At 65.0% G+C, this 24,786-nt stretch carries 21 protein-coding genes; 13 read left to right on the forward strand and 8 right to left on the reverse strand.

Annotated features, from left to right (window positions below; all coding sequences use genetic code 11):
- Window positions 1-60: 60 nt before the first annotated feature.
- Window positions 61-1,869 carry a PHA/PHB synthase family protein gene (locus ABIA42_RS12685; protein WP_370113295.1) on the reverse strand — a complete coding sequence of 603 codons (1,809 nt, stop codon included), beginning with the start codon at window positions 1,867-1,869 and terminating at the stop codon, window positions 61-63.
- A gap of 251 nt (window positions 1,870-2,120) precedes the next feature.
- Here ABIA42_RS12685 and ABIA42_RS12690 point away from each other — a divergent pair, with 251 nt between their 5' ends.
- The 4 genes from ABIA42_RS12690 (at window position 2,121) to glpX (ending at window position 6,261) form a co-directional block, all read left to right on the forward strand.
- Complete coding sequence (locus ABIA42_RS12690) at window positions 2,121-2,396, forward strand: hypothetical protein (protein WP_271530600.1); 276 nt, start codon at window positions 2,121-2,123, stop codon at window positions 2,394-2,396.
- Window positions 2,397-2,612: 216 nt separating this feature from the next.
- Window positions 2,613-3,833, forward strand: coding sequence for an LL-diaminopimelate aminotransferase (locus ABIA42_RS12695; protein ID WP_028177568.1), 1,221 nt, complete (start codon window positions 2,613-2,615; stop codon window positions 3,831-3,833).
- Between the two features lie 29 nt (window positions 3,834-3,862).
- Window positions 3,863-5,179, forward strand: a complete 1,317-nt coding sequence (locus tag ABIA42_RS12700) for a homoserine dehydrogenase (RefSeq protein ID WP_370113293.1) — start codon at window positions 3,863-3,865, stop codon at window positions 5,177-5,179.
- 80 nt (window positions 5,180-5,259) lie between these two features.
- Window positions 5,260-6,261 (forward strand): class II fructose-bisphosphatase, encoded by a 1,002-nt coding sequence (gene glpX / locus ABIA42_RS12705; protein WP_239623442.1) that lies wholly within the window; start codon window positions 5,260-5,262, stop codon window positions 6,259-6,261.
- 75 nt (window positions 6,262-6,336) lie between these two features.
- Here glpX and ABIA42_RS12710 read toward each other — a convergent pair whose 3' ends face one another.
- Window positions 6,337-7,533: a hypothetical protein gene (locus ABIA42_RS12710; RefSeq protein ID WP_370113290.1), complete on the reverse strand. Its 1,197-nt coding sequence runs from the start codon at window positions 7,531-7,533 to the stop codon at window positions 6,337-6,339.
- Between the two features lie 160 nt (window positions 7,534-7,693).
- On the opposite strand from ABIA42_RS12710, the gene ABIA42_RS12715 reads away from it, so the two are divergent.
- Window positions 7,694-8,422, forward strand: coding sequence for a haloacid dehalogenase type II (locus tag ABIA42_RS12715; protein ID WP_370113288.1), 729 nt, complete (start codon window positions 7,694-7,696; stop codon window positions 8,420-8,422).
- 7 nt (window positions 8,423-8,429) lie between these two features.
- On the opposite strand, the gene ABIA42_RS12720 is transcribed toward ABIA42_RS12715, so the two are convergent.
- Entirely contained in the window at window positions 8,430-9,023 is a 594-nt protein-coding gene (locus ABIA42_RS12720; RefSeq protein ID WP_370113286.1) for a TetR/AcrR family transcriptional regulator, read from the reverse strand.
- Window positions 9,024-9,298: 275 nt separating this feature from the next.
- Here ABIA42_RS12720 and ABIA42_RS12725 point away from each other — a divergent pair, with 275 nt between their 5' ends.
- Together ABIA42_RS12725 and ABIA42_RS12730 are read left to right on the forward strand one after the other, a co-directional pair.
- Window positions 9,299-10,504: an efflux RND transporter periplasmic adaptor subunit gene (locus tag ABIA42_RS12725; RefSeq protein WP_370113284.1), complete on the forward strand. Its 1,206-nt coding sequence runs from the start codon at window positions 9,299-9,301 to the stop codon at window positions 10,502-10,504.
- 5 nt (window positions 10,505-10,509) lie between these two features.
- Window positions 10,510-13,656 (forward strand): efflux RND transporter permease subunit, encoded by a 3,147-nt coding sequence (locus tag ABIA42_RS12730; protein ID WP_370113282.1) that lies wholly within the window; start codon window positions 10,510-10,512, stop codon window positions 13,654-13,656.
- Window positions 13,657-13,706: 50 nt separating this feature from the next.
- Here the strand turns inward: ABIA42_RS12730 and ABIA42_RS12735 are convergent, their stop codons facing one another.
- Window positions 13,707-14,678 carry an MBL fold metallo-hydrolase gene (locus ABIA42_RS12735; RefSeq protein WP_370113280.1) on the reverse strand — a complete coding sequence of 324 codons (972 nt, stop codon included), beginning with the start codon at window positions 14,676-14,678 and terminating at the stop codon, window positions 13,707-13,709.
- A 173-nt stretch (window positions 14,679-14,851) separates the two neighbouring features.
- On the reverse strand, window positions 14,852-15,517 hold the full coding sequence (locus ABIA42_RS12740; protein WP_370113278.1) for a GntR family transcriptional regulator: 666 nt from the start codon (window positions 15,515-15,517) through the stop codon (window positions 14,852-14,854).
- A 116-nt stretch (window positions 15,518-15,633) separates the two neighbouring features.
- On the opposite strand from ABIA42_RS12740, the gene ABIA42_RS12745 reads away from it, so the two are divergent.
- The 6 genes from ABIA42_RS12745 to ABIA42_RS12770 all read left to right on the forward strand — a co-directional run bounded on the left by ABIA42_RS12745 (window position 15,634) and on the right by ABIA42_RS12770 (window position 21,881).
- Window positions 15,634-16,428 carry an enoyl-CoA hydratase/isomerase family protein gene (locus ABIA42_RS12745; protein ID WP_370113277.1) on the forward strand — a complete coding sequence of 265 codons (795 nt, stop codon included), beginning with the start codon at window positions 15,634-15,636 and terminating at the stop codon, window positions 16,426-16,428.
- Between the two features lie 10 nt (window positions 16,429-16,438).
- A complete protein-coding gene (locus ABIA42_RS12750; RefSeq protein WP_271530609.1) occupies window positions 16,439-17,698 on the forward strand; it encodes a CaiB/BaiF CoA-transferase family protein in 1,260 nt (419 codons plus the stop codon).
- Window positions 17,699-17,748: 50 nt separating this feature from the next.
- The gene (locus tag ABIA42_RS12755) at window positions 17,749-18,735 is read left to right on the forward strand and encodes a tripartite tricarboxylate transporter substrate binding protein (protein ID WP_271530610.1); all 987 of its coding nucleotides are present in this window, start codon (window positions 17,749-17,751) and stop codon (window positions 18,733-18,735) included.
- 112 nt (window positions 18,736-18,847) lie between these two features.
- Window positions 18,848-19,330 (forward strand): tripartite tricarboxylate transporter TctB family protein, encoded by a 483-nt coding sequence (locus tag ABIA42_RS12760; protein ID WP_271530612.1) that lies wholly within the window; start codon window positions 18,848-18,850, stop codon window positions 19,328-19,330.
- An 11-nt stretch (window positions 19,331-19,341) separates the two neighbouring features.
- Entirely contained in the window at window positions 19,342-20,880 is a 1,539-nt protein-coding gene (locus ABIA42_RS12765; RefSeq protein ID WP_370113274.1) for a tripartite tricarboxylate transporter permease, read from the forward strand.
- Window positions 20,877-21,881, forward strand: a complete 1,005-nt coding sequence (locus ABIA42_RS12770; RefSeq protein ID WP_370113272.1) for a 4-hydroxythreonine-4-phosphate dehydrogenase PdxA — start codon at window positions 20,877-20,879, stop codon at window positions 21,879-21,881. Before ABIA42_RS12765 ends, ABIA42_RS12770 begins: the two co-directional genes overlap by 4 nt.
- A 19-nt stretch (window positions 21,882-21,900) precedes the next feature.
- Here ABIA42_RS12770 and ABIA42_RS12775 read toward each other — a convergent pair whose 3' ends face one another.
- From ABIA42_RS12775 to ABIA42_RS12785, 3 genes are all read right to left on the reverse strand, one after another.
- Window positions 21,901-22,317, reverse strand: coding sequence for a cupin domain-containing protein (locus tag ABIA42_RS12775; protein WP_370113270.1), 417 nt, complete (start codon window positions 22,315-22,317; stop codon window positions 21,901-21,903).
- A 49-nt stretch (window positions 22,318-22,366) separates the two neighbouring features.
- Window positions 22,367-23,110 (reverse strand): SDR family oxidoreductase, encoded by a 744-nt coding sequence (locus ABIA42_RS12780; protein ID WP_271530615.1) that lies wholly within the window; start codon window positions 23,108-23,110, stop codon window positions 22,367-22,369.
- A 388-nt stretch (window positions 23,111-23,498) separates the two neighbouring features.
- On the reverse strand, window positions 23,499-24,575 hold the full coding sequence (locus ABIA42_RS12785; protein ID WP_271530616.1) for a methyl-accepting chemotaxis protein: 1,077 nt from the start codon (window positions 24,573-24,575) through the stop codon (window positions 23,499-23,501).
- Window positions 24,576-24,786: the final 211 nt, after the last annotated feature.

A 24,786-nucleotide genomic window follows, 5' to 3' on the forward strand; every position in this document is an offset into this window, starting at 1 on the left:
TCCGGTTCCCTCAGTCGTCGCGGTGCTGCAAGCAAGCTTATACAAGCGCGGGAGATTCCGCTATGCGCGAACCCTGACATAGCTGCCGGGTGCGTCCTCGATCGGTGGGAATGCTTCGCTGCCGACCGCGCGCGCCGGGACTTCCTCGGGATCGAGTTCGCCCAGCCATTGGCGCCAGTCCGGCCACCACGAGCCCTTGTGCTCCACGGCGCCCTTCATCCACTGCGCGATACTGACGTCCTTGATGTTGTCGTTGGTCCAGTACTGGTACTTGTTCAAGGCGGGCGGATTGACCACGCCGGCGATGTGGCCCGAGCCGGACAGGACATACTTCACCGGACCGCCGAAGAACTGCGAGCCGTATAGTACCGATTCGGCGGGCGCGATGTGGTCCTCGCGGGTGGCGAGATTGTAGATGGGCACCTTCACCTTGGAGAGGTCGAGCAGGGTGTTGTCGAGCACCATCGTGCCGGTGGAGAGCCGGTTCTCCAGATAGCAATTGCGCAAGTAATAGGAATGGTTGGCTGCGGTCATCCGTGTCGCGTCCGAGTTCCAGTGCAACAGGTCGAACGCGCTCGGCTGCTGGCCCTTCAGATAGTTGCTGACGACATAAGACCAGATCAGGTCGTTGGAGCGCAGCATGTTGAAGGCCATCGCCATCTTCGAGCCTTCGAGCACGCCGGCGGCCTTCATGTCCTGCTCGAGCGCCGAGATCTGCTCCTCGTCGACGAACACGAGGAGATCGCCGGCATGGGTGAAGTCGATCTGGGCGGCGAAGAACGTCGCGGACGACACGCGCTGGCGGCGCTTCTCGGCGAGCCAGGCGAGCGTGGTCGCGAGCATGGTGCCGCCGACGCAATAGCCGGCGGTGTGCACCTTCATCTCGCCGGTGACCTTCTCGATCACGTCCATCGCCGTGAGCGGGCCCTCCTTCATGTAGGCTTCCCAGCTCTTGTTGCCGAGCCGCTTGTCGGGATTGACCCATGAGATCACGAACACGGTGACGCCCTGATCGACGCACCACTTGATGTAAGATTTCTCCGGCTTCAGATCGAGGATGTAGAATTTGTTGATCCAGGGCGGCACGATCAGGAGCGGCGTGCGCAGCACCTTCTCCGTGGTCGGAGTGTACTGGATCAGCTGCATGATCTCGTTCTGGTAGATCACCTTGCCCGGCGTCGTTGCCATGTTGACGCCGACGACGAGATTGTCCGGATCGGACTGGCGGATCTTCAGCATGCCCTTGCCGGCCGCGATGTCCTCGGCCAGCATCTTCAAGCCGCGCGCGAGATTCTCGCCGCTGCTCGCCACCGTCTCGCGCAGCACCTCCGGATTGGTCAGGACGAAGTTGGACGGCGACAGTGCGTTGATGACCTGCTGGACGTAAAACTCCGCCTTGCGGCGGGTCTGCGGATCGAGCCCTTCGGCATCGCGCACCAGCTCCTGCGCCCATTTGGTCGTGAGCAGATAGAGCTGCATGACGAAGTCGAAGAACTGGTTCGACTTCCATTCCGGATCGGCAAAGCGCTTGTCGCGCGGCGAGGGCGCGATCGCGGGCTGGGCGTCCTGACCGGCCATGCGGCGCACCGCCGAGCCCCAGAGGTCGAGATAGTCCTTCGCGAGCTTGGTCTGCAGATCGGAGGAGCGGGAGGTGTCCGACAGCCAGTATTCGGCGACCGACGTGAAGGTCCTGACGACCTCGGCAAGCTCGGCCGGCGGGCGGTCCTGCACCTCGCCGCTCTCGCGCGGCTTGAGATAGGCGGCGAGCGCCTTGCCGCCGCTCTCCATCGCCCGCGCGACATTCATCGCGAAGGCTTCCGCGTCGAACTTCGTCCCGGATTTCGGCGTGTCGGTTGTGGCCATGCTCATGAGCAGAACAGTAACGATTCATTCCGTATTCGTCACCGCGAAGCTCGCATGTTTGACGTTAAACACTCTCGAAGATGTGTTGCACTGCGACAAATCTTCTTGGTTCCGTCACAATCGAGCCGCACCGCTCGTCTTGTTGGGCAAGGGCTGTTTTCGCTCGCACCATGTGGGCAGCAATGGTTTGAGCTTGGGCGCGGTCTTGGGTAAGGTTGCCCGGGGCCGTGCTTTGGGACGAGTAGGGGATTTCCCAAGTGTTGGCGTTATGGGACCTGCAAAAGACACGGCCGATCTGCGGCGCGCTGCTGATCGCGGCGCTCGCTCTCGGCGGATGCTCGAGCCAGCTCGCGGATCTGACGCCGGGGGATGCGCAGCCGCATGTCAGGGAGCCCGGCACTTACCTGCCGGTGCATGACCTGCCGCCGGACCGCGATGAGGCGATCATCCCGCCGGAGCGCCGCGCCAAGATCGAGGCCGAGCTCGCCGCGGCACGCGATCGCCAGGCGGTGGCGGCCAAGGACGCCAAATGAGGCGCTGCAAGGTAATCGCTGGCGCCTCCGCCTTGCCGTGCTAAAAGATCCCGGTTCAGCCAAGAGTCAGGGCGAACGACTTCAGTCCTCGTCGTCGATGATTGCTCTAAGTATTTGATTTTGAGTAATTTTCGCGATGAGCATGAGCGCCTTTTGAAATGGCCCTCGTGGCCTGTCGATTCTGTCCTGACCGGTTGCCCGGAGCCCTGGAGAGCCATGGAAGAATTTTACCGCATCCGTCGCCTGCCGCCTTACGTGTTCGAACAGGTCAACCGGGCCAAGGCAGCCGCGCGGAATGCCGGCGCCGACATCATCGACCTCGGCATGGGCAATCCGGATCTGCCGGCGCCGGCGCATGTGCTGGAGAAGCTGAAGGAGACGCTGGGCAAGCCGCGCACCGACCGCTACTCGGCCTCCCGCGGCATTCCCGGACTGCGCAGGGCCCAGGCCGGCTACTACGCCCGCCGTTTCGGCGTGAAGCTCAATCCTGAAACCCAGGTGGTGGCGACGCTGGGTTCGAAGGAAGGCTTTGCCAATGTGGCGCAGGCGATCACCGCGCCCGGCGACGTCATCCTCTGTCCGAATCCGAGCTATCCGATTCATGCCTTCGGCTTCTTGATGGCGGGCGGTGTGATCCGCTCGGTGCCGTCCGAGCCGACGCCGCAATTCTTCGAGGCGGCGGAGCGGGCGATCGTGCATTCGATTCCGAAGCCGCTGGCGCTGGTCGTCTGCTATCCCTCGAACCCGACCGCCTATGTCGCGAGCCTCGATTTCTACAAGGACCTCGTCGCCTTCGCGAAGAAGCACGAGATCCTGATCCTGTCCGATCTCGCTTATGCCGAGGTCTATTTCGACGAGAACAACCCGCCGCCCTCGGTGCTCCAGGTGCCCGGCGCGATGGACGTCACCGTCGAATTCACCTCGATGTCGAAGACCTATTCGATGGCCGGCTGGCGCATGGGCTTTGCGGTCGGCAATGAGCGCGTGATCGCGGCGCTCGCCCGCGTCAAATCATACCTCGACTACGGCGCTTTCACGCCGGTCCAGGTCGCGGCGACCGCCGCGCTGAACGGGCCGGACGATTGCATCAAGGAGATGCGCGACACCTACCGCAAGCGCCGCGACGCGCTGGTGGAATCGTTCGGGCGCGCCGGCTGGGAGATCCCGGCGCCGGAGGCCTCGATGTTCGCCTGGGTGCCGCTGCCGGAAGCCTTCCGCAGCGTCGGCAGCATGCAGTTCGCGACCCTGTTGGTGGAGAAATCCGGCGTTGCGGTCTCGCCCGGCGTCGGCTTCGGCGAGCATGGTGAAGGATATGTCCGCATCGCCATGGTGGAAAACGAGCAACGGATCAGGCAGGCCGCGCGCGGCGTGCGCCGCTTCCTTGAAAGCGGCATCGAAACGTTGCACAACGTCGTTCCGCTCGCCAATCGGCGTTGAGTTCTCTTCGGCAGGTTTTCTAAGACACCATGGTTGCACCCCTGAAAGTGGGCATAGCGGGGCTCGGCACCGTGGGCGCCGAAGTTGTCCGTTTGATCGAAACGCAGGCGCGCGTGCTCGCGGGCCGCAGCGGCCGCGGCATCCGTGTCGTCGCCGTCACGGCGCGCTCGAAGGCGAAGAAGCGCGGCATCGACCTGCGCGGCGTCGAATGGGCCAGGGATCCGATGGCGCTGGCCACCCATCCCGAGGTCGACTGCTTCGTCGAGCTGATGGGCGGCGCCGGGGATCCGGCGCTGTCGGCGGTGGAAGCCGCGCTGAGCGCCGGCAAGTCGGTGGTCACCGCCAACAAGGCGCTGCTGGCCAGGCACGGCCTCAAGCTCGCCAAGGCGGCTGAAAAGCACGGCGGCGCGCTGAATTTCGAGGCAGCGGTCGGCGCGGCGATTCCTGTCGTCAAGACGTTGCGCGAAGGCCTCGCCGGAACCGGCATCAACCGCGTCTACGGCATCCTCAACGGCACCTGCAACTACATCCTGACCCGGATGGAGCAGGAGGGGCTTTCCTTCGCCGAATGCCTCAAGGACGCGCAGCGGCTCGGCTATGCCGAGGCCGATCCGTCCTTCGACGTCGACGGCCACGACACCGCGCAGAAGCTCGCCATTCTCGCCAGCCTCGCCTTCGGCACGAAAGTTGCTCAAAGCGCCGTGTATGTCGAAGGCATCTCATCCATCGCGCCGGAAGATCTTCGGGCGGCGGCCGATCTCGGCTACCGCGTCAAGCTGCTCGGCGTTGCGGTCCGCACCGCCAAGGGCATCGAGCAACGCGTGCATCCGACCATGGTGCCGAAATCATCCTCGATCGCACAGGTGATGGGCGTCACCAATGCGGTCACGATCGACGGCGAGGGCATTGCTCCGATCACGCTGGTCGGTCCCGGCGCCGGGGGGGCCGCGACTGCATCCGCCGTCGTCGCCGACATCGCCGACGTTGCGCGCGGCATCCGCGCCAATCCGTTCGGCCGGCCGATCTCGCAGCTTCGCGACACCAAGAAGGCGCCGATGGAGCGGCACGAGGGCGGCTATTACATCCGTCTGCTGGCGCGCGACTTCCCCGGCACTGCGGCCGCAATCGCGACGCGACTGGCCGAGCAGAAGATTTCGATCGAGTCGATCGTGCAGCGTCATCCCAATGGCGGCGCTGCGCCCGCTGACGGCAAGGCGGTCCCGGTGCCCGTCATCCTGATCACCTATGCCACACACGAGGATGCCGTACGCCGTGCGCTCGCCGCCGTGCAGAAGGACAAGGTGATCAGCGGGCGGCCGCAGGTCATCAGGATTGAGAAGAACTGACACGGTTCGAACGAACTGTGGGTGTTACGAGTTGATGCGGACGGAGATTTCCGGCCCAAACGTTTCGAAGGAGTGAGCCGATGTCGACCCATATTGAAGTCCCCCCGCACGCCTTGCTCGAGCGCATTTTGACGCTGGAGATCGTGCGGGTGACGGAGAGGGCGGCGGTGTCCTCGGCGCGGCTGCGCGGGCACGGCAACGAGAAAGCGGCCGACCAGGCCGCCGTCGACGCCATGCGGCGCGAGCTCAACAAGCTGCCGATCCAGGGCACCATCGTGATCGGCGAGGGCGAGCGCGACGAGGCGCCGATGCTCTATATCGGCGAGGAGGTTGGCCTCAAGACCGGACCCGAGGTCGACATCGCGGTCGACCCGCTCGAAGGCACCACGCTGTGCGCCAAGAACATGCCGGGCTCGATCGCCACCATGGCGATGGCTGACGGCGGCACGCTGCTGCACGCCCCCGACGTCTACATGCAGAAGCTCGCGATCGGTCCCGGTTACGACAAGGGCGTCGTCGATCTCGATGCCAGCCCTGCCGACAATGTCCGCCGCCTCGCCAAGGCCAAGGGGGTCAAGCCGGAAGGCATCACGGTGCTCGTGCTCGATCGTCCGCGCCATGCCGACATCATCGCGGGCGTGCGCTCGACCGGCGCCGCCGTGCGCCTGATCACCGACGGCGACGTCGCCGGCGTGATCCACTGCGCCGACCCTGATAACACCGGCGTCGACATGTATCTCGGCACAGGCGGCGCGCCGGAAGGCGTGCTGGCCGCCGTGGCGCTGCGCTGCATCGGCGGCCAGATGCAGTGCCGCCTCATCCTCGACTCCGAGGAGAAGCGCGAGCGCGCCGCCAAGATGGGCGTCAACGACCCCAAGATGATCTACGGCATCGAGGACATGGCGCGCGGCGACTGCCTGTTCGCCGCCACCGGCGTCACCACGGGCTCGCTGCTGTCGGGCGTGAAGTTCCGCAAGGACGGCGTGATCGAGACCGAGACGGTGGTGATGCGTTCCGTCACCGGCACCGTGCGCTACATCAAGGCCGAGCACCGCGAACTGGCGAAGTTCCATCTGGATTGATGTCGCGACCGTCCGCGCGATCGTTCGGCTGCTCCGGTCGGACGTCCGCCGCGGACTTGATCCATTGTCTGTCAGCTACAGGCTGCGGAGCGGCGCGGGCATGAACAGAAACGCGTCGCACAAGGTGAGGCCGAGCTTGGCGGTCAGCTGAAGCTCGCCGACTTCCTCGGCCCAGGGCTGGAGAATGGACCTCGCGGACGCTATGTCTCCGTTCGCGAGCGCACGGCGCGCGTTCGTGTCGGCCTCGGCATAGATGTCGGTTGACATCATGCCGGACAGCGCCCGTGAGAGGCCTTGATCGAAGGCCTCGAGGCGGACCTCTGTTTGGTAGTGATCCGGCCTGAGCCTGATTTGGTTCTCTGCCTTTGCAGGATCGAAAAGCCCGACCTTGCCCAGCATGACGAGCAGTGGATGATTCCGGGCGATAGCGGGGGGGATAATAGGGTAGGTCCTAATTCTCCCCGATCGATCATCAAGGGATGAGAATGAGATGACCGGCCCGATGTTGAAGCGCGAGTTGCGATGGAGCACCGCGACGCGATGATCGATTTCGGAGTCGGCCTCGAACACCGCGCCGCTCTTGGGTCCGTCGTCCGGGCCGTTTCCGATCAGGTATGCCGACAGCTGGGCGACACGGACGGTGACGGTGTGTTGATCGAGCCCATCGACCTCGAACTCAATCTCTCGTCCAGTGAACGCGGACAGTCCGACCGTATAGGCTCCTATGGTCTTGCCCGAACGGTAGGGGACGATCTCCATCCACAATGCGAACGGTTGATCTGGATAAGGGGCAAACGCGCTGCGTGACTGCTCCAGCCACATCTCGGGCGAACGGCCGACGTTTCCCAGCCAGACGACGGCGACGACACCAGGCAGTGCCGCGACCACGGCCCCCACAAAGGCCGTCGCGAGGCGCGCATTCTCGGCAAACCCCAGCGCCTTCACTCCAGCGTTGCTTTCGGCAGGGCCCATCGGCGAGACGATGAGGTGCGCACGATGGCGGCCGGCGGCGTGGAACGCTTCCGGCCACAGCCAGGAGGCCCGTTGCCACAGTTGCTGATCGAAAGGTATGGGCGCCGGCATCATCCGGATCGTCATGAGATGATCGCCGACACGGATGAACATCGGACCGTCGGCGCCGTCGCTTGGTGCGACCGTGCTGCGGCTCCACCGCAAGTCGGGATGACGAGCGCGCAATGTCCGGATCAACGTCTCCTCGTCCGGGAGGCGGGCATCCTCGAGCAAAATGTATGCGACAGGGATGGTTGTCATGGCAGATGCATACGGACCCCAACCGGTTGAGGCATGACATTGCTCGTCGCGGACGAACTCGATGGCGGACAACCGCTATTGTTGCATGGAAAGGATCATGCTTTAAAGCCCTCGATCTCGACTTGAGCCAACCGGGCGCAGGAAATCCGCGGAGCGAAACATGACGCCGACATCCGATCTCTCCGTCGTCAAAGCCCTCGTCTTCGACGTCTTCGGCACAGTCGTGGACTGGCGCACCAGCCTGATCACCGACTTCATGTGGTGGAGCAAGCAGCGCGGCATCACCGCCGACTGGACCGCGCTCGTCGACGGCTGGCGCGGCATGTACATGGCCTCGATGGACGACGTGCGCCAGCATCCCGAGCGTGGCTATGTCATGCTGGACGATCTGCATCGCCGCTCGCTGGAGAAGCTGGTCGAGAAGTTCGCGATTCCGGGCCTCACGGACGCCGATCTCGATTACCTCACCAAGGGCTGGCACCGCCTGCATGCCTGGCCGGACAGTGTCGCCGGCCTCACGCGGCTGAAGTCGAAATTCGTGATCGCGCCGCTGTCGAACGGCAATGTCGCGCTCCTCACCAACATGGCGAAGTTTGCAGGGCTCCCGTGGGACCTCATCCTGTCGGCCGAGCTGTTCGAGCACTACAAGCCCGATCCGGAAACCTATCTCGGCGCCGCGCGCCTGCTTTGCCTCAAGCCGGAGGAAGTGATGATGGTCGCCGCCCACAACGGCGATCTCGCAGCCGCGCAGAAGAACGGATTGAAGACGGCGTTCGTGGCGCGGCCGACGGAATACGGGCCGTTGCAGAAGGTCGATTTCGAGGCGACCGGCAACTGGGACATCGTCGCAAAGGATTTTGGCGGGATCGCCGACAGGCTCGGCTGCTGATCGTCGCTCAACCCGGGCGAGGCAGTTCGTCGGCCTTGTCGTCGGGCGCGCAGAAGGTTGCGATCGCAAGGTCGATCCGTCGGTCCACGACGCGGCGGTTGAGCCTGAATCCGGTGTCGGTCAGCAGCCTGAAATGATCGTGGCCGAACACCATGCCGAACAGCATCTCGGCGATGAGGCGGAGCGGCACGGCCTCGAAACGAGGCTGCAGACGAACCGACTTGAGCAGGTCGACGACGTGTTCCGTGCCGGCGTCGATGATGATCTCCGCGAACATGCGACCGAGCGCAGGCGAGACCTGGCGTTCGCCAATGATCAGGCGTTGCAGCGCGATCTCGCCGGGCGTCAGCGCCACGTCCGCGGCCTCTCTCAGGGTATTCCGAAGCCGGCTCGTCGGTGATCCCTCCCAGGGAGCGTCTGCGAAATCGGTATCGGGCAGGCTGCCCAGCAGCATGGCGCGGAACAGCTCGGTCTTGCTCTCGAAAAGCTTGTAGAGCGTTTTCTTCGACATCCCGGCGGCGCCGGCGATGTCGTCCATCGTCGTCGCGGCAAACCCCTTGCGGGTGAAAGTGTCCTTTGCCGCCGCCAGCAATTGCGTCATGCGCGCGTCCGGGGTGGGGCGGTCGCGATCCCGCTTGTTTCGCGCTGGGGGCGGGCTGCCCTCGATGGGCCTGTGGCCGCCGGATCCTCTCGCCATGTCACACCTGCCGCCGAATGTGAGCCGCTTCACGACTGCTTGAACGCAAATCTGCGGGCAGTCTAGCACTTGACTTCGGATTTGGAAACTACCAAGTTTCCCGCAGGAAACTGAAAAGTTTCCAATTGTTTCCGCCCGCGGCCTCGTCGAGGCGGCGTAACTTCACCGATGGATCGTTCATGCGTCCCCAGATCGTCCAAATCGTTCCCTTGATCGCTCTGCTGTCGCTCACGGCCTGCGGAGAGCAGGGCCAGATGCCTGCCGCGCGACAGATGGCGCCGGAGGTCGGCGTGATGACGCTGAAGCCGCAGGAGGCGGAGATATCGACCGTCCTGCCGGGGCGCGTCGTCGCCTACCAGGTTTCGGAGGTCCGGCCGCAGGTCACGGGCATTCTGCTCAAGCGCGACTTCGTGGAAGGCGCCGAGGTGAAGGAGGGCGATCTTCTCTATGAGATCGATCCGGTGCAGTACAAGGCCGCGCTGGCGAGCGCCGAGGCTTCGGTGCAGCGGGCGGAGGCGACGCTCGTCAGCGTGCGCCTGAAGGCCGCGCGCAAGACCCAGCTGCTGCAGACCAATGCGGCCAGCCAGCAGGACGTCGACGACGCCGTCGCCGCCTACAAGCAGGGCGAGGCCGATCTGCATGCGGCGCAGGCCAACCGCGACACCGCGGCGATCTCGCTCGACCGCACCAGGGTGACCGCGTCGATCTCGGGCCGGATCGGCAAGTCGACCATCACGCCCGGAGCGCTCGTCACCGCGAGCCAGTCCACCGCGATGACGACGATCCAGCAGCTGGATCCGGTCTATGTCGATCTCGACCAGTCGACCTCCGAGATGGAGCGCCTGCGGAGCGAGATCGCCAGCGGCCAGCTCAGACGTCCGGCCGGGGGCGTGCAGGTCGAACTCCTGATGGAGAGCGGCAAGGTCTACGGCCGCAAGGGCAAGTATGGCTTCACCGATACGAGCGTCAACGAGAGCACCGGCTCGGTGTCATCGCGCGCGATCTTCGCCAATCCCGACCGCCTGCTGCTTCCCGGCATGTATGTGCGCGCACGCATCGTCGCCGGCGTCGACACGGCCGCGATCCTGGTGCCGCAGCGGGCGATCTCGCGCAATCCGCTGGGGCAGGCGGTGGCGATGTTCGTCGACAGGGACGGCAAGATCGAGCAGCGGACGCTGGACCTAGGAGAGGCGGTCGAGGGCAACTGGCTCGTTCGCGCCGGCGCCAAGGCCGGCGATCGCCTGGTCGTCGAGGGAACGCAGAAGGCGCTTCCCGGCGCGCCGGTCAAGACCGTCGAAGTCACGGTGGACCGGGCGACCGGCCTCACGGCGAGCCCGATCCGGCAGGCCGAGGCGCGGCCGGCGGGCGCGGCAACGGAGCGGTAATTGTCATGTCGCATTTCTTCATCAAGCGGCCGATCTTCGCCTGGGTCATCGCCATCCTGGTCATGCTGGGCGGCGTGCTCGCGATCATGCGCCTGCCGATCGCGCAATACCCGCAGATCGCCCCGACCGTCGTCACGATCAGCGCGACCTATCCCGGCGCCAACGCCCAGACGGCCGAGAACTCGGTGACCAAGGTCATCGAGCAGAACATGACCGGCCTCGACAATCTCCAGTACATGTCGTCGTCAAGCACCTCGACCGGCGCCGTGTCGATTTCGCTGACCTTCACCAACGATGCCAACGCGGACATCGCCCAGGTGCAGGTGCAGAACAAGCTCCAACTCGCCACACCCTTGCTGCCGCAGGTGGTGCAGCAGCAGGGCATCAAGGTCGTGAAGTCGTCGTCGAGCTTCCTGATGGTGCTCGGCTTCGTCTCCGATGACGGCCGGCTCAGTGCCAGCGACATCGCCGATTACGTCGCGTCCTCGATCAACGACCCGATCAGCCGCGTCGCCGGTGTCGGCCAGGTGCAGCTGTTCGGCGCCGAATACGCGATGCGGATCTGGCTCGATCCCGACAAGCTCGCCAAATACAATCTGATGCCGGGCGACGTCACCGCGGCGATCCAGACCCAGAATACCCAGGTGACGGCCGGGCAGCTCGGCGGTCTTCCGGCCGTCGGCGGCCAGCAGCTCAATGCCACCATCACCTCGCAGAGCCGCCTGCAGACGGTCGAGCAGTTCAAGGACATCATCCTGCGCACGGCCGCGACGGGCCAGACCGTCCGTATCGGCGACGTTGCGCGCATCGAGCTCGGCTCGAAATCCTACGACTCCAGCGCGCGCTACAACGGCAAGCCGGCCGCCGGCATGGGCATCAGCCTTGCAACCGGTGCCAATGCGGTTGCGACCTCGGAAGCGGTGAAGGCGCGCATCGCCCAGCTCACGGCTGCCATGCCGGAGGGGCTGCGCGTCATCTATCCCTACGACACCACGCCGTTCGTGAAACTGTCGATCGAGAAGGTGATCCATACGCTGTTCGAGGCGATCGCGCTCGTCTTCGTCGTGATGTTCGTGTTCCTGCAGAGCTGGCGCGCCACCATCATTCCGACCATCGCCGTGCCGGTGGTGCTGCTCGGGACGTTCGGCGTGCTCGCGCTGGCTGGCTATTCCATCAACACGCTGACGATGTTCGCGATGGTGCTCGCGATCGGCCTGCTGGTCGACGACGCCATCGTCGTGGTCGAGAACGTCGAGCGCGTGATGGCGGAGGAGCATCTCTCCCCGCGCGAGGCGACCGAGAAGTCCATGCGCGAGATCACCGGCGCGCTGGTCGGGATCGGCGTCGTGCTGTCGGCCGTGTTCATCCCGATGGCATTCTTCAACGGCTCGGTCGGGATCATCTATCGGCAATTCGCGCTGACCATCGTCACGGCGATGCTGCTCTCCGTCCTGGTGGCGCTGGTGCTGACGCCGGCGCTGTGCGCCACCATCCTGAGGCCGCCGAAGGAACACGGCGCCCGGCGCGGTTTCTTCGGCGTGTTCAACCGCGGTTTCGACCGCATGGCCGATGGCTATCAGCGCGGAGCGGCCGGCGCGATCAAGCGTGTCGCCGGCGTCCTGATCGCGTTCGCGGCGATCGTCGCCGCCATGGTCGTCCTGTTCCAGCGGCTGCCGAGCTCGTTCCTGCCCGAGGAGGACCAGGGCTCGATCATGACCCTGATCCAGCTTCCGGTCGGCGCCACCTCGACGCGCACGCTGGACGTCATCAAGCAGGTCGAGCACCAGTACCTCGACAACGAAAAAGACGCCGTGCAAGGCGTGTTCGCGATCAGTGGATACAGCTTCGCCGGCCAGGGGCAGAACGTTGGTCTTGCCTTCGTCAGCCTGAAACCGTTCGACGAGCGCAAGCATGCGGGGGCCTCGGCGCAGGCCGTGGTGGGCCGCGCCATGGGTGCGTTTGCCGGGATTCGCGATGCGATGGTGTTCGCCGTGCTGCCACCGCCAATCCCGGGCTTCGGCAATGCCGGTGGCTTCGACGTCTATCTCCAGGACACCGGCGGGAACGGTCACGAGGCGCTGATCGAGGCGCGCAACCAGCTTCTCGGCGGGCTCGCGGCGGACAAGCGCGTGGCGCAGGCGCGGCCGAACGGACAGGACGACACGCCGCAATTCAATCTCGACGTCGACCAGGCCAAGGCGACGGCGCTCGGCGTGAGCCTGAGCGATCTCAACACCACGCTGTCGGCGGCGTGGGGCGGCGCCTATGTCAACGACTTCATCGACCGCGGCCGCGTCAAGCAGGTCTATGTCCAGAGCGATGCGCCGTTCCGCATGGACACCAGCGACATCGGCCGCTGGTACGTGCGCAACGCCGCGGGCTCGATGGTACCATTCTCGGCGCTCGCCACCAATCGCTGGAGCTTTGGTTCGCCGCGCCTCGAGCGCTACAACGGCGTCGCCGCCGTCGAGCTCATGGGACAGGCGGGGCAGGGCATCAGCTCGGGCGTCGCCATGCAGGCGGTCGAGGAGCAGATGGCGAAGCTTCCCAAGGGTTTCGCCCACGAATGGACCGGTTTGTCGTTCCAGGAGCGGCTGACCGGCAGCCAGACGCTGTATCTGTATTCGATCTCGCTGCTGATCGTCTTCCTCAGCCTCGCCGCGCTCTACGAGAGCTGGTCGGTTCCGTTCGCGGTGATGCTGACGGTGCCGATCGGCGTGCTTGGCGCGCTGCTCGGGGCGACGCTCTTCGGCCAGGCCAACGACGTCTATTTCCAGGTCGGCCTGCTCACCACGATCGGTCTCGCCTCGAAGAACGCGATCCTGATCGTCGAGTTCGCCCTGGAGCAGATCGCGGCCGGCCGCAGCCTCGTCGATGCCACGCTGCACGCCGCGCGCCAGCGGCTGCGCCCGATCCTCATGACCTCGCTCGCCTTCATCCTCGGCGTGCTGCCGCTCGCGGTCGCGACCGGCGCCGGCTCCGCCAGCCAGAACGCGGTCGGCATCGGGGTAGCCGGAGGCATGATCGCGGCAACCGCGCTCGGCATCTTCTTCGTCCCCGCGCTGTTCGTGCTCGTTCGGCGGATGTTTCCGGGCGTGCGGCCGGACGCAGCCGGCTCGAACGCACTCGCCCGCGTGGAACCCGCGGAATGAGCTGAATCGCGGTCCGGGCGGCTCGCGCCGCCCGGAGCTGATTTGCCGGCCTACAGCGTCATCTTCATCGGTTCCGGATAGTAGTGGAATCCGTCGCCCGCTTTGGCGACATGGCCGTAGCCGGGCCAGGCGAAGTGATAGGACATCACCGGGGTCTTGTTGGCCGCAAGCATCGTCAGCAGCTTGACGCGCGTGTCCGCCGCCTGCTTCGGATCGGTGTCGTAGGAGAACTCCATCCGCGGCCGCTCCAGCAGCAGCACCGAATGGTGCGAGAGGTCGCCGAGGAAGGCGAAGGATTTTCCCGCCGAAGAGACCATGAAGATGGTGTGGCCGACGGTATGGCCCGGCGCCGCGATCGCCTGCACGCCGGGAAGGAATTCCTGGCCGTCCTTGAAGAACACGATGCGGTCGCGCACCGGCAGCAGGTTCTTGCGGGCGTGAACGACGAAGTCCTTGGCCGGGCCGCCGAGCTTGCCCTCGTCGGTCCAGAAGTCGAAATCGGTCTGTGAGATGTAGACCTGCGCGTTCGGGAACAGCGGCTTGCCGCCTTCGTCGACGATGCCGCCGATATGGTCGATATGCGCATGCGAGCAGACGACGGCGTCGATGTCGCCCGGCTTGATGCCGGCCTCGGTCATGCTCTTCTGTTGTCGCCCGGTGCTGGCGCCGAACATTTTCGAGCTGCCCATGCCGGTATCGAACAGGATCAGCTTGTCGCCGGTGTTCACGATCGGCGAGTTCTGTTCGAGCACGACATTGTCCGGCGACAGGAAATTGTCGGCGAGCATCTTCTTGACCTCTTCCTTGGGAACGCCGGTGAAGGTCCCTGAGGGATCGCCGAGCGGCAGCGGCCCGTCGGATACGACGGTCACCTCGGCGTCGCCGAGAATGAAGCGGTGCCAGTAGGGCGTCTGCGTGCCGAGCTTGGGAGCCCGCGCCAGCGCGCTGCTGCCGAGCATGGCGCTGGCGCCAAGGCCCGCCCCGAGTGCGAGCAGGGACCGACGAGAGACATCGATTGTCATGCGTTTCCTCCGCTTTAGTCTTTTGTCTTGCGTATCTTGCGCCATTGTTCGCGCGGTTGCGACCGGCCTGATCAGCCATGTGGCCGGAGGTCGGCAGAAGCCATGCTGCGCCGGTTACGACAAGCTAGCAAGTAGAATTGGTCGGCGGATGCATGCGACCGCGGAATTGCGCGTTACGCAATTCTCAGCGTGAGGTCATTGCCTTCCGTCTCGGCAAAGCCCGCCTGCAGAACCTCTTCGCGCTTGTGACGAAGATGCGCCCGCAGGATGTGGGCGAGGCCGACGCCGTCGCGCCGCTGGAGTGCGTTGAGGATCGCCTCGTGCTCCTTCACGGCGAGCGCCCAGCGTTGCGGCGTCATCGGCGTGACATAGCGCGCGCGGCGGATGCGCGCGGTCACCGAGGTGTAGAGCCCCGCCAGCACAGGGTTTCCGGCCGCGGCGACGATGGCTTCGTGAATGGCGCGGTTGCCACGGTAGTACTGGATCAGGTTACGCTCGCGATAGTGCTGCACCATCTCCGCATGCGCGGCGGCGATCCCGTCGATCTCGGCGTCCGTGATGCGCTCGCAGGCGAGCTCGCCGGCGAGCGCCTCCAAACCCTGGCAGACCTCGAACAGGTCGCGCATGTCCTTGTCCGTCAGCTTCGCCGCGCGTGAGCCGCGATGGGGCAGCAGCTGCACCAGGCCCTCGGCGGCGAGCACCTTGAGCGCCTCGCGCAGCGGCGTGCGTGAGATCTCCAGCCGCTCGCACAACTCGCGTTCGGGAATCCGCGCACCCGGCGGGATTTCACCGTCAAGCAGGATGGCGCGGATGCGGCCGACGACGTCTTCGTGAAGCATGGGTCTGAGCTCAAATTGAATGCAAAACTTAAGTTACAGGCACATACTGCCAAGTTCCAGCTTGAAAATTCCAAATTTTGCATTCAAAAATGCAAAAAACAGAAAGGTATGAGGAAATGGACCGGCAGGTGGAGGCAGAAGACCTCGTCTTCGAGCGCGACGACGGCATCGGGCGGATCACCTTCAACCGTCCGCAGGCCCGCAATGCCTTCACCTTCGCCATGTACGAGCGGCTTGCCGCGATCTGCGAGGAGGCCGACCGCGACCATGCGATCAAGGTGCTGGTGTTGCGCGGGGCCGGCGACAAGGCCTTTGCGTCTGGCACCGATATCAACCAGTTCCGCGAATTCAGGACGCCCCAGGACGCCATCGACTACGAGAACCGCATCGATCGCGTGCTGACTACGCTGGAGCAGTGCCGGGTGCCGACGATCGCGGCGATCAACGGGTTCTGTACTGGCGGCGGGGCGGGCATTGCCGCGGCCTGCGATCTCCGCATCGGCACGCGAAGCGCGAAAATCGGGTTTCCCATCGCAAGGACGCTCGGCAATTGCCTGTCGATGTCCAATGTCGGCCGTCTCACCGCGCTCCTCGGCGCCGCGCGAGTCAAGGACATCATCTTCACCGCGCGCCTCGTCGACGCCACGGAGGCCGCGAGTGTCGGGCTGCTCGGCGAAATCGTCGACGATCTCCCGGCACTTGATCGGCGCGCCGACGAGGTGGCCCGCCTCGTCGCCAGCCATGCGCCGCTGACGCTGAATGCGACCAAGCAGGCCGTGGCGCGCCTGCAAAAACGGCTGACGCGGGACGAGGGCGAAGACCTCATCCTGATGTGCTACACGAGCCAGGATTTTCGCGAAGGGCTCGATGCTTTCCTCAACAAGCGCGCGCCGCAATGGCGCGGCCGATAGGACGCCCCCGATGCAGAGCGATCGATCGCAATCCACCTCTCGCCGCTCGGGACCGCTGGCCGGCCTCAAGGTCGTCGATCTCACCCATGTCATGGCGGGACCGACCTGCACCCTGATGCTGGCCGACATGGGCGCCGACGTCATCAAGATCGAGAAATGGCCGAACGGCGACGACACCCGTCATTCGGTGCCGCCGAAGATCGGGGACGAGGCGGCCTCCTTCCTGATGATGAATCGCAACAAGCGCGGCATTGTGCTGGACCTGAAGACCGACGGCGGCAAGCAGGTGCTGCGGCGGCTGATCGCGAGTGCCGACGTGCTGGTCGAGAATTTTGCACCGGGCGCGATGGAGCGCCTCGGCTTCGGTTACGAGGCATTGCACTCGGAATTCCCGGCGCTGATCTATTGCTCCCTGTCGGGCTTCGGCCGCACCGGCCCCTACAAGCATCGCCGCGGTTTTGACCTGGTCGCGCAAGCGATGAGCGGCATCATGAGCTTTACCGGTGAACGTCCGGATGGCCCGCCCGTCAAATGCGGGCCCCCGCTGTCCGACATCACCGCTGGCCTGCTCGCGAGCATGGGCATTCTCGCCGCCTACACGCATCGCCTCAGGACGGGTGAAGGGCAGTGGGTCGAGACCTCGCTCTACGAGGCCGCGCTGGTGCAGACCTATTGGCAGTCGACGATCGCGCTTGCCGCGGGCACTGCGCCGCGCGCCATGGGCTCGGCGCACCCGCTCAACGCGCCGTATCAGGCGTTCGAAGCCTCGGACGGCTGGCTCGTCGTCGGCGGCGCCAACAAGAAGCATTGGCTCTTGATGCTGGAAGCGCTCGGCGCGAGCGAGCTTGCCTCCGACCCGCGCTTCGTCAACGGAGCCGACCGCATGGCGAATCTGAAGGAGCTCGAAGCCGTCCTGAGCGAGCGCTTCCGCACGAAGTCCCGGGCGCACTGGCTCGCCGCGCTGGACGAGAAGGGCGTGCCGTGCGGACCCGTGCACGACATGCTGGAGGCTCTGAGCGATCCGCAGACGCTTGCGCGCGAGATGGTCGTCGAGGTCGAGCACTCCACGCTCGGCCCCGTCAAGACGATTGGGCTTCCCATCAAGTTTTCGGAGACCCCAGGCAAAGTGCGATCAGGCGCACCCGTTTATGGTGAGCACACGAGCGAGGTGCTGGCCGAGCACGGGTTCGACCAGAAGCAGATCGAAGCGCTCGAAAAAGAAGGCGCGATCGTGCTGGCATCGGGAAGACGCGAGGAACGCGTCGCCTGAGCGGACGTCGAGACGACAAGAACAAAAGACAAGATCAGCTGGAGGAAATCATGGGTCGGACGTCAATATTTCTGCTCTCCGCGGCCGTGCTCGCCGGCACGATGCCGGCGAGTGCCGCCTGGCAACCGCAGAAGCCGATCGAGTTCGTGGCCACCGCCGGGCCCGGCGGCGGGACCGACAATCTCGCGCGCGCGGTGCAGAACATCATCACCAAGCACAAGCTGACGGAGCAGCCGATCGTCGTCGTCAACAAGGGCGGCGGCAGCGGTGCGGAAGGCTACGTCTACGCCAAGGCTTCCGCCGGCGATCCCTACAAGGTGATCTTCGGCACCTCGAACGCCTGGCAGCAGCCGCTCGTCTCCAAGGTCGCCTTCAACTACACCGATCTCACCCCGGTCGCGGCGATGGCGCAGGACGAGTTCTTGCTCTGGGTCAAGCAGGACTCACCCTACAAGACGGCGGGCGATTATCTGAAGGCGGCCGCATCGGGCGAATTCAAGATGGGCGGCGCGCAGTCGAAGGACACCGACGAGGTGCTGACGCGCATGATCGAGAAGGCCGGCAAGGTCAAGCTGACCTATATCCCCTTCAAGAGCGGCGCCGAGACTGCCGTGCAGCTCGCCGGCGGACATCTCGACTCCCACGTCAACAACCCCAGCGAAAGTCTTGGCCAATGGCGCGGCAGCACGCAGCGGCCACTTTGCGTGTTCAGCCCGAAGCGGTTACCGCAGGGCCCCAAGGTCACCGCGAGCGAGGGCTGGAGCGATGTTCCGACCTGCATCGAGCAGGGCCTCGACATCAAGCAGTATGAGCAGCCGCGCACCGTCTGGCTGCCCGGCAAGGTCACGCCGGAGCAGGCCGCGTTCTATGTCGACCTCATGAAGAAGGTGCAGGCGACGCCCGAGTGGAAGGACTACATCGAGAAGACCTCCCAGGTCGACACCTTCCTGACCGGTGCCGAGTTCGACAAATTCATCAAGGAGGACCTCGAGCACGTCAAGCAGGTCGCGGGCGAGCAGGGCTGGCTGGTGAAGTGAGGCGGGGCACACCTCAAACTCCTCCGTCGTCCCGGCGAACGCCGGGACGACACCGAGCGCTGGGAAAATGCGTGCGTCATAGCCATTGTACGTGACCCGACTGGAGCCCTCGATGATTTCCCGCCGCGCGCTTGAACTTGCGACCGCCGTCCTCACCGGAAGCTTCGGCGTGGCCGTCGTTGTCTCCAGCCTCGACAACGGCATCGGCTGGTCGCGCGCGGGCGTCGATGCGGGCACATTTCCCTTCCTGACCGGGATCATCATCGTGGTCGGGAGCCTCGTCAATCTGGTCCGAGGTGTGCGGCCGGCCGTGACGCTCGCAAACGTTCCCATCGCCATCACGTCCATCGAGCTGCGGCGCCTCGCCGGCCTGTTCGTGCCGGCTGCGATCTTCGTTGCCGCGATCCCGCTCGCCGGGATCTACGTCGCCTCGGCCCTGTATGTCTTCGCGGTGCTGGCGATCCCGAGGCACCAATCCGTGCCGCGTGCGCTCGCCATGGCCGGAGCAACGGCGCTCGCGCTCTATGTCGTGTTCGAGCGCATGTTCCAGGTGAGCCTGCCGCACGGCGCGCTCGCCGCCGCGTTCGGGTTCTGACGGAGAGGCCGATGGATAATCTCGCAGACCTCCTGCACGGCTTTTCCATCGCGGTCACCATGCCGCATCTGGTCCTGATGGCAGTCGGTGTGCTGCTCGGCATTCTCGTCGGCGTGCTGCCGGGGCTCGGCGCGCCGAACGGTGTGTCGCTGCTCTTGCCGCTGACCTTCGGCATGCAGCCGGTGTCGGCGATCATCCTGCTCTCCAGCATGTATTGGGGCGCGTTGTTCGGCGGCTCCGTGACCTCGATCCTGTTCAACATTCCCGGTGAGCCGTCGTCGGTTGCGACCACCTTCGACGGCTATCCGATGGCACGCGACGGCCGGCCGACCACGGCACTTGCCACCGCCTTCGGCTCGGCGGCGTTCGGTGCGCTGATCGGCGTCATCCTGATCACCTTCCTGGCGTCCTGGGTTGCCCAGGCCGCGCTCGCCTTCGGCCCGCCGGAATATTTCGCGGTCTATTTCCTCGCCTTTGCGAGCTTCGTCGGCATGGGTGGGGCGGCGCCGATCAAGACGGTCGTGGCGTTGGCGATCGGCTTTGCCATCGCCGCCATCGGTATCGACACGGTCTCCGGCAGCGTGCGCCTCACCATGGGCGTGGATGAACTGGTCAAGGGCGTGAGCTTCGTCGTTGCGGTGATGGGCCTGTTCGGCATCGGCGAGCTGCTGGTCGCCGTCGAGGAGGAATTTCACGCCCGCGCGGTTTCCTCGAAGATCGAGTGGCGTGAGGTGTTCCGCGCCGTCGGCCGCTTGCCGTGGCATGGCGTTGCCCTGCTGCGCAGCGCCGCCATCGGGTGCTGGATGGGAATCACGCCGGGCGGACCGACCGCGGCCTCCTTCATGAGCTATGGCATCGCCCGCCGCTTCTCGCGCCGTGGCCGCCATTTCGGCACCGGCGAGATCGAAGGCATCATCTCGCCGGAGACGGCCGATCATGCCGCCGGGACCAGCGCGCTGCTGCCGATGCTCTCGCTCGGCATTCCCGGCTCGGCAACCGCAGCCGTCATGATGGGCGGGCTGATGATCTGGGGCCTCAATCCAGGCCCGATGCTGTTCGTCGACCAGAAGGATTTCGTCTGGGGCCTGATCGCCTCGATGTATGTCGGCAACATCGTCGCCGTCGCGCTGGTGCTGCTGACCGTTCCGGTCTTCGCAGCCCTGATGCGGATTCCCTTCGTGGTGATCGCGCCGCTGATCGTGATCATCTGCGTCGTCGGCGCCTATTCGGTGTCGAACTCCTATCTCGACGTGGTGATGATGCTCGGCTTCGGTGTCGTCGGCTATCTCTTCAAGAAGCTGTTCTATCCGCTGGCCCCGCTTGTGCTCGCGATCGTCATCGGCGACAAGGCCGAGGATGCGTTCCGGCAGTCGATGCTGCTCTCCAAGGGATCGCTGGGCATCTTCTTCGCGAACAAGCTGGTGACGTGCCTGATCGTGGGCGGGATCGCGCTGCTCTTGCTGCCGTTGGTGTTGCAGCTTGCGCGTCTCTGGCGAAAGCCAGCATCCCCCACGACCGACACGATCGCCCAGGAGAAGGTGATCATATGACCGCAAAGCCGCTGATTGCGTTGGCAATGGGAGATCCCGCCGGCATCAGCCCGGAGCTGACGGCGAATCTCGTGGCGCAGGACGACATCCGCGCCCGCTGCCGGCTCGTCGTCATCGGCGACCGCCGCATCTTCGACCAGGGCGCGCGCATTGTCGGGGTCGAGCCGGAACTGGAGGCGGTGGAGCAGGGTGCCGACCTTCGCGCGGCAAAAGGCGATGCGTTGCTTGTCGATCTCCGCCACCTCGATCCCAGGGAGGTCGAGCCGAAGACTGCGACTCTTGCCGGCGGAAAATTCGCGCTGTCCAACTACAGGCACGCGCTCGAACTCGGCCGCGACGGCCATGTAAATGCCGTCTGTTTCACCCCCTTCAACAAGCAGGCGATGCGCCTTGCCCGTGCCGAGTACGACGACGAGATCGCGTTCTCGGCCGAGGTCGTCGGTCTGAAGACGCCGGCGAGCGAATTCAACGTGCTGGACCGGCTCTGGAACGCACGGGTCACCTCTCATATTCCGCTCAAGGATGTTGCTGCAATGCTGTCCAGCGAACGCATCCACCGTGCGCTCAGGCTGACCGATTCCTGCATGCGCAATGCCGGCTTCGCGCGACCGCGGATCGCAGTCGCAGGCCTCAATCCCCATGCCGGCGACGGCGGCAATTTCGGCCGCGAGGAGATCGACCTGATTGCCCCGGTGGTTGCTGCCGGCCAGCGCGAGGGCATTGCCGCCGAGGGACCGTTTCCCGCCGACACCGTGTTTCTGCGCGCCAACGCGGGCGCCTTCGACGCGGTGCTGACGATGTATCACGACCAGGGCCAGATCGCGATGAAGCTGATGGGCTTCGATCGCGGCGTGACCTTGCTCGGCGGCTTTCCGTTCCCGATCTGCACGCCTGCCCACGGCACCGCTTACGACATCGCAGGGCAAGGCATCGCATCGGTGGGCGCTAGCCGCGCTGCTCTGCTGCTCGCAGCGGAGATGGCGGCGCGTCGCGGCCTCTGACGACACGACCGGTCCGGCGTTACTTCGCGATCGGCGTCGTCAGCTCCTTGTCGGTCGTATCCACCACGAACACGGCAAGCAGCTTCGCGGGCTCGCTATTGCTGGCATTGGCGCTGACGGCGTGGCGGTCACCGGGCCTTTCAGAGAAGTTCTCTCCCTTGTGAAAGACTTTGGCCGGGCCATCATTGACCTGACTGCGGATCGCGCCTTCGAGGACGGTGGCATAGATGAAGGCGGACGGCGCGTGAATGTGCGCCGGCGAGGAGCCTCCGGGGCCGTACTCGACCAGCACGCCCTTCATGCTCTTGCCGGGGACATTTGGCAGCGCCTGGTCAAAGACGATCGTGACCTTGGCCAAGGGGGCGGCGGTCTCGGCTGCATGGGCCGCCAGGAAAGATGCGGCATAAACCGCGGTTGCGATCAGCAGTCTGCGCATGGGATTCCCCTTCTTTGCCGTTTCCATCGTGATTGAGTCTGGCGGAGCTTCAGAGGCTCGCGAGCCATGTTGCGAGCGGCGTCTTCCCCAGCCGCGCCTCGCTGAGCGGGATTAGCGATCTATCGTCAATGAGGGCGCCGTAATATGGGGCCTTCGGATCTCCCACCACTGGGCGGACATCGCCGGATGCCTTCAGGCGCCGTGCGATGAATTCATTGAAGGGGGCCTTCTCGGGTCCTGCGATATCGATCGTGCCGTTGAGCGGCCGGCCCGTCGCGACCTCCGCGAGACGATCGACGACGTCGTCGGCCGCGATCGGCTGAAACTGGGCCGTGGGAACGACGATCTTCCCGTCGATCACGCCTGTTTCGGCGATGGCCCCGAGGAATTCGAAGAACTGGGTGGCGCGCACGATCGAGTAGGGGACCGACGCGGACTTGATGATGGTCTCCTGCGCCAGCTTGGCACGGAAATAGGCGTTGTCGGGCGCGCGGTCGGTACCGACGATCGAGAGCGCCACGTGATGTTTCACGTCTGCTGCGGCCTCTGCCGCGCCGAGATTCTTGCTCGAACGCTGGAAGAACTCGAGCACGGCAGCCGCCTCCCAGGACGGCGCGTTGGCGACATCGACGACGACATCCGCGCTCGTCAGCGCCGCAGCAAGGCCGTCGCCGGTCACGGCGTTCACGCCTGATTTCGGCGAGGCTGCCACCGTCTCGTGGCCCTGCTGCTTGAGCTTCGCGACGAGCCTCGATCCGATCAAGCCGGTTCCGCCGATCACGACGATCTTCATGGCATGTCTCCTCGGTATGTCGGAGCGCGAGACGAACCAAGGGAGCTCGCGCTGTCACGTCGATCGACGTGATGCGAAGCGACTCTATGCGAGCGATGGCGCAGGCTCTTGCCTGTAATGGGCGAGCCTTGCCGGAAAATGCTTCAGAAGCTGGGCTGCGATGTCACAAGATCGCATCGGAAGGGATCAGCCCCTCCTACCGGGAACACAACCTGCGATGATCATAGATTGCCAGTGTTTTGCCCGACGTGTCAAAGCGCGTTTTGACGGACGCAAGACGGCAGGGAAGCCCTCGAGAAACACCAATGAAAACAACCCTCGGGCTACTGTGCATGGGGTTGTTTTCGCGGATTCTGATCGGGCAGGCGCGAGGCGGCCGCTTCTCGCCTCACGCCCCGCAGACGATCACGCCGTACCAGCCGAGGCCCCGATAGGTCTCGTAGCCGGGCGTCGCATGGAAGGCGACCATCGTGCCGGAGCGGTCCTGATAGAAGCCGGACCGTTGGCCGTCCAGCGACAGCGAGACGCGCTCGCTGAGGATGCCCTGGCCGTCGGAGGCTGCGATCACGCGAAAATTCGAGTCGACCAGCAGCACGCGGGCCTTGTCGCTGTCGCCGACGCGGACTCCTTGCACGATGGCGCGGGCCTGCGGCTCCCAGTCGAAATGGATGGCGAGCACGCCGATCGGCGCGCCATTGGCCTGGCCGCCGTCGCGGACGCTGGCGCAATAGGTCGCAACCTGCGCGTTGCCGAGAAGCGGCTGGTTCTCGACGTCGCCGGCGACATAGTCGTCACCGGAGCGCAAGGACCGCGCCTCGCGAAACCATTTGGTGTGGGCGACGTTCTGGCCGACGACGCGAAAGCGGTCGGCGCGGCCGTTGGCGATGACGTTGCCGTCGAGATCGCAGAGCCAGAGGTCGAGATAGACCGTGTAAGCCCCCAGGATCACGCCGAGGCGTTGCGAGGCATGGGAAACGGCCGCGGCGCCAGGCGAGGCCGCGCAATCGACCACGGCGGAATCGGTCGCCCACCAGCGCACGTCGCAGGTGCGCTCATAGAGATTGCGGTCGATCAGCTCGATGGCGTTGAGCGACAGGTCGACCATGCGCTCGCCGCGCGAACGCTGGCTCATGCGCTCGATCGAGGCGACGAGATCGCCCGTGCGCTTCGTCAACTGGGTTTCGAGCTCGCGGGCGATGGTTTCGACCTGCTGGCCGACGCCGCGCACCTCCTGCGCCACCACCGCAAAGCCCGCGCCTTGCGCGCCTGCGCGCGAACTCTCGATCAGCGCGTTCAGCGCCAGCATCTTCATCTGATTGGTGATCTGCTGGATCGACTTGGTCTTGTCGATCGCGATCTGGTTGACCTCGGCAGTGAGGCGGTTGATCAGCGCGGAGATGTCGGAATCATCGTCCGTGGCTTCGGGGGCAATCGGCTTGGCTTTGAGACCCAGCGCAGCAGACATCGGGGAGCTTCCCTTGGCAATGAGGCCTGATCTGCAATGAACGGGGAACAACGACTTACAGATCGAATACGATTCTTTTTCGAAGATTCCGCCTAACGCCTGCTTAATTTGCTGTTCCGCGGAATGCCTAAATGCTAGTCACCCCGGCCGGCCGAGCCGCCATCCACCGCTTTGTGCGGTCGGGCCGTTGCAAATCCGGGCCGATTGCCGG

The organism is Bradyrhizobium sp. USDA 327, from assembly GCF_041262065.1.
Classification (GTDB): domain Bacteria; phylum Pseudomonadota; class Alphaproteobacteria; order Rhizobiales; family Xanthobacteraceae; genus Bradyrhizobium; species Bradyrhizobium liaoningense.